Annotated in this window: 7 protein-coding genes; 1 reads left to right on the forward strand and 6 read right to left on the reverse strand. The window is 37.6% G+C overall.

Annotation, left to right across the window (positions count from 1 at the left end; all coding sequences use genetic code 11):
• Nucleotides 1-233 precede the first annotated feature (233 nt).
• From V7147_RS18650 to V7147_RS18660, 3 genes are read right to left on the reverse strand one after another with little or no spacing between them, the layout of a single operon-like run.
• Complete coding sequence (locus V7147_RS18650) at nucleotides 234-425, reverse strand: capping complex subunit for YIEGIA (protein WP_335369338.1); 192 nt, start codon at nucleotides 423-425, stop codon at nucleotides 234-236.
• The gene (locus tag V7147_RS18655) at nucleotides 422-1,318 is read right to left on the reverse strand and encodes a YIEGIA family protein (RefSeq protein WP_335369339.1); all 897 of its coding nucleotides are present in this window, start codon (nucleotides 1,316-1,318) and stop codon (nucleotides 422-424) included. The genes V7147_RS18650 and V7147_RS18655 overlap by 4 nt, the downstream gene beginning before the upstream one ends.
• A gap of 1 nt (nucleotide 1,319) precedes the next feature.
• Complete coding sequence (locus tag V7147_RS18660) at nucleotides 1,320-1,919, reverse strand: YphA family membrane protein (protein WP_335369340.1); 600 nt, start codon at nucleotides 1,917-1,919, stop codon at nucleotides 1,320-1,322.
• A gap of 158 nt (nucleotides 1,920-2,077) precedes the next feature.
• Here V7147_RS18660 and V7147_RS18665 point away from each other — a divergent pair, with 158 nt between their 5' ends.
• Nucleotides 2,078-2,221: a YpzI family protein gene (locus V7147_RS18665; protein ID WP_335369341.1), complete on the forward strand. Its 144-nt coding sequence runs from the start codon at nucleotides 2,078-2,080 to the stop codon at nucleotides 2,219-2,221.
• A gap of 48 nt (nucleotides 2,222-2,269) precedes the next feature.
• On the opposite strand, the gene rpsA is transcribed toward V7147_RS18665, so the two are convergent.
• The 3 genes from rpsA to cmk form a co-directional block, all read right to left on the reverse strand.
• The gene (gene rpsA / locus V7147_RS18670) at nucleotides 2,270-3,409 is read right to left on the reverse strand and encodes a 30S ribosomal protein S1 (RefSeq protein ID WP_335369342.1); all 1,140 of its coding nucleotides are present in this window, start codon (nucleotides 3,407-3,409) and stop codon (nucleotides 2,270-2,272) included.
• Between the two features lie 118 nt (nucleotides 3,410-3,527).
• A complete protein-coding gene (locus tag V7147_RS18675; protein ID WP_335369343.1) occupies nucleotides 3,528-4,109 on the reverse strand; it encodes a lysophospholipid acyltransferase family protein in 582 nt (193 codons plus the stop codon).
• 7 nt (nucleotides 4,110-4,116) lie between these two features.
• A complete protein-coding gene (cmk, locus tag V7147_RS18680) occupies nucleotides 4,117-4,788 on the reverse strand; it encodes a (d)CMP kinase (protein WP_335369344.1) in 672 nt (223 codons plus the stop codon).
• Between the last annotated feature and the right edge of the window lie 60 nt (nucleotides 4,789-4,848).

Here is a 4,848-nt window from a genome sequence, read left to right on the forward strand (position 1 = left end):
CATCGACTAACTACTGCCACGTCCTGTGGCAAACGTCGATGTCAGCACTTCGTGTGCAAGTCAGGCATAAGACGAGCGCTGACAGAAGGTGAACTTTACCTTCCGAAGCGATTGGATTAGACCAAAGAGCCGATGGCACCTTGAGCTAGACACTGAAAAAATAAACCCTTCTAAGTCAGAAGGGTCATGCTTTTTTATTCTATCAAAAATACGTGGGGACAACAATCAAATGTTTAGTGTTTTACGATTATGTACAAATCCTTGCTGACTTCATGAGCGATTCCATCTAAAATCGCTTCTAAACTTGCAGCAACTGATTCCATTTCTTCCTTACCGGAACATGAAAACACTGGTGTCCCACCCGAGACCTTCACCTTAGACGTATCAATTGTTATCGCCGCTAAAATAAACTTTTCAATATTCATTTAAGTGGCAGTCCCTTCTCATTTCCTTCTCTTTCTGTCGGCATTCTAATTGCATTTTCTAAAGTTGGAACATGACCAATTATCTCAATGGCTCTATCTACATTCTTTTCTTGTGGCAAAACAAAGATTCCAACACGACCGTCGTTCAAATCTCTTTTGGCCAATGGTACGAGCGCAGGAGTTCCAGAATCTCTGAAAATTCCTAATGCCGTTGATACATCGTGTAATATAGCTTGTCTTTGCCCTAAATTTGCAATTGTCGCCCTCGCATCAAATGTTTTAGGCTTTAAGATAAACCCCATCCCATATTTCAAAACCTCTTCTTGCCTCACCGGAAGACCGATATTCATAATATAGATATTATCTACATACAAGCCGGCATCCTTAAATTGTGGTTCAACAAATTCTATATCCACAATATCCTTTAATTTACTTCCTGCCATTAGTTTTTTACAGACCAAAAGACAAATGATACCTACCACAATTCCAGCCCACCATGTCAAAGCAAGGTAAGCGAAGGTCGAAAATAACGAAGTAAAAATAACAAGGTAATTTCGACTTTCAAAGGCAACTGCAATTCCCTCAATATATGTTTTTCCCCTGGGAACAAGTTCATATGAATCCAGTTCCGTTAGTGTATTTCGCTCCATATTACGTACATCACGAAATTGTGAAGCGGCTATCGTTAGAAACGTAATCGCCGTGAAATCTTCTTCCATAATCGAAGGAACCGCCACAGTCCCTAATCCCGCCGCTATGAACCCTAATGCAATATGAATGATTTTTCCGTGCAAATAAGTTGGATATTGACGATAATCTGTCCGTAGCATATACAGCCGAACAGCAACACCAAAGATGAGCCCGAAAATAATCGGGTATGTGTATTCATTCATGCTAGCCGAGTTTCTCCTTTGTGTTTTTTTGGACCAATACATCTACATGATGCAACAGCATTTCTAAAGAAGACCAAACAAAAATAAAACAAAAACTAATTGAAATAACATCTAAAAAGACGAATGAACCAATTTCATATGAAAAATTGACATTATGAATAATCAGTCCATAAAGAATATCACCTTGAATCGCACCAATTAAAAGCCCCGCCAAGCGCAGACGGAAATCCTTTAATAACATTAAGGTGACGTATATTAAGGCGGCCCCAAGCATCAAATTACGATTAAAAAGAAGCCACACTGGATCAAACAGTTCAAACATTAGGAAGCTGCAATATGCTGTAGAAATGGTAAGAATACAAATAAGCATATAAAATACTTGCTTTTTCGGTCTTTTCGAGATTTCTTTGATGCTAAAAAAGAAAATAAGAAAGATACTGCAATTTATTTTGATACCACCCACTGCAATGTAATAGGGTGATAATATAATCGATACTAAAAACAAAATAGATAGGAGTAGCCTTTCCTTGTTTTTCTTCATAAGAAATGTACTACATACCCATGCCATCCAACAAATCCAATAAAATATTGCTCCGTCCACTTCTCCACCTCCCATTATTTCCATTATGGCTCGAAATTATGAATTTTAACCCATCTGCATACCAAAAATCCTTTTATGAAACAATATAAAAGGATAACCCCTACATAAAATTCCCTATTCATGGAAACATATGTAGGGATGATAAAGGAGGAAATGAAATGGGTAGAGATAGACAGGAAAAAAAGCTTAAAGAAGCACGTGTTGTTGAGTCTGATCGTGACCAATCCCTCGATTATAAAGGCGCTACAAGATTAGATACACCTGAAGAAGCTAGAGAAATGAATCGAATGAATCCCAAATAAAAAGCTCTCACCCGATTGGGTGAGAGCTTTTTCATACTATTTTTATGATTATTTTTTTAATTTGTTTAATTGGTCGCCAATTACTTCACCTAGTTGGAAACCGGTTGTTTCCTCTTGTTGCTGGTATTTACTGTAGTCTTCTTCCACATTTTCTTCAAGTTCTTTCATACTTAAAGAAATGCGTTTTTCAGACTCATTTAATTCCAGAACCTTTACTTGGATAGCTTGCCCTTCTTTTAATACTTCATGAGGAGTACCGATATGTTTGTTAGAAATTTGTGAAATATGAACAAGTCCTTCAACACCTGGCAGCACCTCAACAAAAGCACCGAAAGAAACAAGTCTTCTCACTGTCCCTTCAACTACATCACCAACAGATAATTTCTCAGAAACAGTTTCCCATGGTCCAGGCAATGTTTCCTTCACAGATAAAGAAATTCTTTCATTGTCACGATCAACAGACAAAACTTTTACTTTAATTAATTGACCTTCTTCAACAACATCAGATGGTTTTGACACATGCTCATGTGAAAGTTGAGAAATATGGACTAATCCATCAATGCCACCGATATCAACGAAAGCTCCGAAATCAGTTAATCGTTGAACAGTACCTTCTAGTACAGCTCCAACCTTTAAAGAGTCAAGAACATTTTGCTTTTTATTTTTTTGCTCTGCTTCCACAACTGCACGGTGAGATAAGATTACTCTGTTTTTCTCACGGTCAAGTTCAACCACTTTAACTGTTAACGAGTTGTCTTTATAATCTGAGAAATCTTCTACATAATAATTTTCAACTAAGGATGCTGGAATAAATCCTCTGACGCCAAGGTCAACAACTAATCCACCTTTAACAACATCTTTTACAACTGCTTCAAACACTTCACCAGTGTTAAATTTTTGCTCTAAATCATCCCAAGCTTTAGAAGCTAGTACAGCTTTTTTAGATAAAATTAATGCTTCTTCTTCTACTTTTGTAACAGAAAGCTCTAATTCCTCTCCTTCTGATACAACATCACTTGCTTTTTCAACATGCAGGCTGGATAGCTCACTAATAGGGATAATGCCATCTAGCTTACTGTTCTCAACTGAAACAAAAACTTGTTTTTCCTCTACCTTTGTTACCTTGCCAGTGATTACATCCCCAACCTGTAACTCCTTGTACTCAACTTGATTCATATCCTCTGCCATTCCAATTACCTCCTTAAGGTCCAACACAAAAAAACACTTTATGTAATTAAAGTTATAAAAATATTCTTTTAATTAACTTCTAATAAATAGAGTGATTTGTCAAGTAGAAACTCTTAATCTATTGATATTTTTCCAGAATTTCTCTTATGGAATCCATAATTTTGTCGGTTACCACTTCTGCAGAAGCCTTCTCTTCACGGAAAGCTTCCATTTCAACTGGCTTTCCATACACTACCTTTAATTTACCAAACTTTTTATAAGGGCCTATAATCGCACAAGGCACGACCGCACAGTCTGTTCGCAATGCAAAAAAGCCAACTCCGGATAACCCTTTTCCCAGCTTCCCGTCTTTACTTCTTGTACCTTCAGGGAAAATACCTAACACTTTCCCCTCTTTCAATATCTTAAGTGCAGTTCTAAGTGATTCACGATCACTTACCCCACGTTTTACCGGGAAGGCATTAACGTTGGGTAAAATCCAACCTAATACTGGTACTTTAAATAATTCTGCCTTCGCCATAAAATGAATCGGTCTTGGTGATGTCACCCCAACAACAGGGGGGTCCAGATTGTCAATATGATTTGAACATATCAAGACTCCGCCCTCCTTTGGAATATTTTCCCTACCTAGGACCTCAATACGGTATAGTGGTTTTACGATTGCTCCAATTAGTCCTCTTCCAAAAGGGTATAGGTTCATTCTAGCGTCAAATCCTTTCCCTTACAATGTCCATAATTTTCTCAACAACTTCTTTAATATGTAATGATGTTGTATCAATTTCAATCGCATCCTCTGCTTTTCGCAATGGGGCAACTTCACGCTCGGAATCTAATTTATCCCTTAATGCAATTTCCGATTTTAATTGTTCTAAATCGGACTGAAAGCCTTTTGATAGGTTTTCCTCGTGGCGTCTTACAGCCCTTTCATCAACGGAGGCAAGTAAAAATATTTTCACTTCTGCATTAGGAAGAACATGAGTACCAATGTCTCTTCCATCCATCACGACTCCCCCATGATTAGCAAAGCCCTGCTGACGCTTGACCATATCCTCTCGAACTTTGCGATGCTTCGAAACAATGGATACTGAATTGGTCACATCATGCTCACGGATTTTTTCAGTCACATCTTTGCCATTGATAAAAACAAGCTGACCGTTATCACTAGGTCTTAATTCTATTTCAGAGTTTTGTAATGCAAAAAGAAGCTTGTCTTCATTTTCTAAATTTATATCTAATTGGAGTGCTTTGTATGTTAACGCACGATACATTGCACCTGTATCAACATAAATGTAAGATAGATCCTTCGCGATAATTTTTGCAACTGTGCTCTTTCCTGCAGCTGCTGGTCCGTCAATTGCTATTGAAATCTTTTTGTCCATAAACTATGTATGCCTCCTGTAAATAACACTGGGTAGGAATTGAAATTAGTCGTTATAAAC

This window comes from Bacillus sp. JJ1521, from assembly GCF_036965165.1.
Taxonomy (GTDB): domain Bacteria; phylum Bacillota; class Bacilli; order Bacillales; family Bacillaceae_L; genus Ferdinandcohnia.

What these genes read in the sequence shown, in the direction of transcription:
- rpsA (WP_335369342.1), bottom strand. Translation starts at nt 3,409, where the DNA reads ATGGCAGAGGATATGAATCAAGTTGAGTACAAGGAGTTACAGGTTGGG.
- V7147_RS18675 (WP_335369343.1), bottom strand. Translation starts at nt 4,109, where the DNA reads ATGAACCTATACCCTTTTGGAAGAGGACTAATTGGAGCAATCGTAAAA.
- V7147_RS18665 (WP_335369341.1), top strand. Translation starts at nt 2,078, where the DNA reads ATGGGTAGAGATAGACAGGAAAAAAAGCTTAAAGAAGCACGTGTTGTT.
- V7147_RS18650 (WP_335369338.1), bottom strand. Translation starts at nt 425, where the DNA reads ATGAATATTGAAAAGTTTATTTTAGCGGCGATAACAATTGATACGTCT.
- V7147_RS18655 (WP_335369339.1), bottom strand. Translation starts at nt 1,318, where the DNA reads ATGAATGAATACACATACCCGATTATTTTCGGGCTCATCTTTGGTGTT.
- cmk (WP_335369344.1), bottom strand. Translation starts at nt 4,788, where the DNA reads ATGGACAAAAAGATTTCAATAGCAATTGACGGACCAGCAGCTGCAGGA.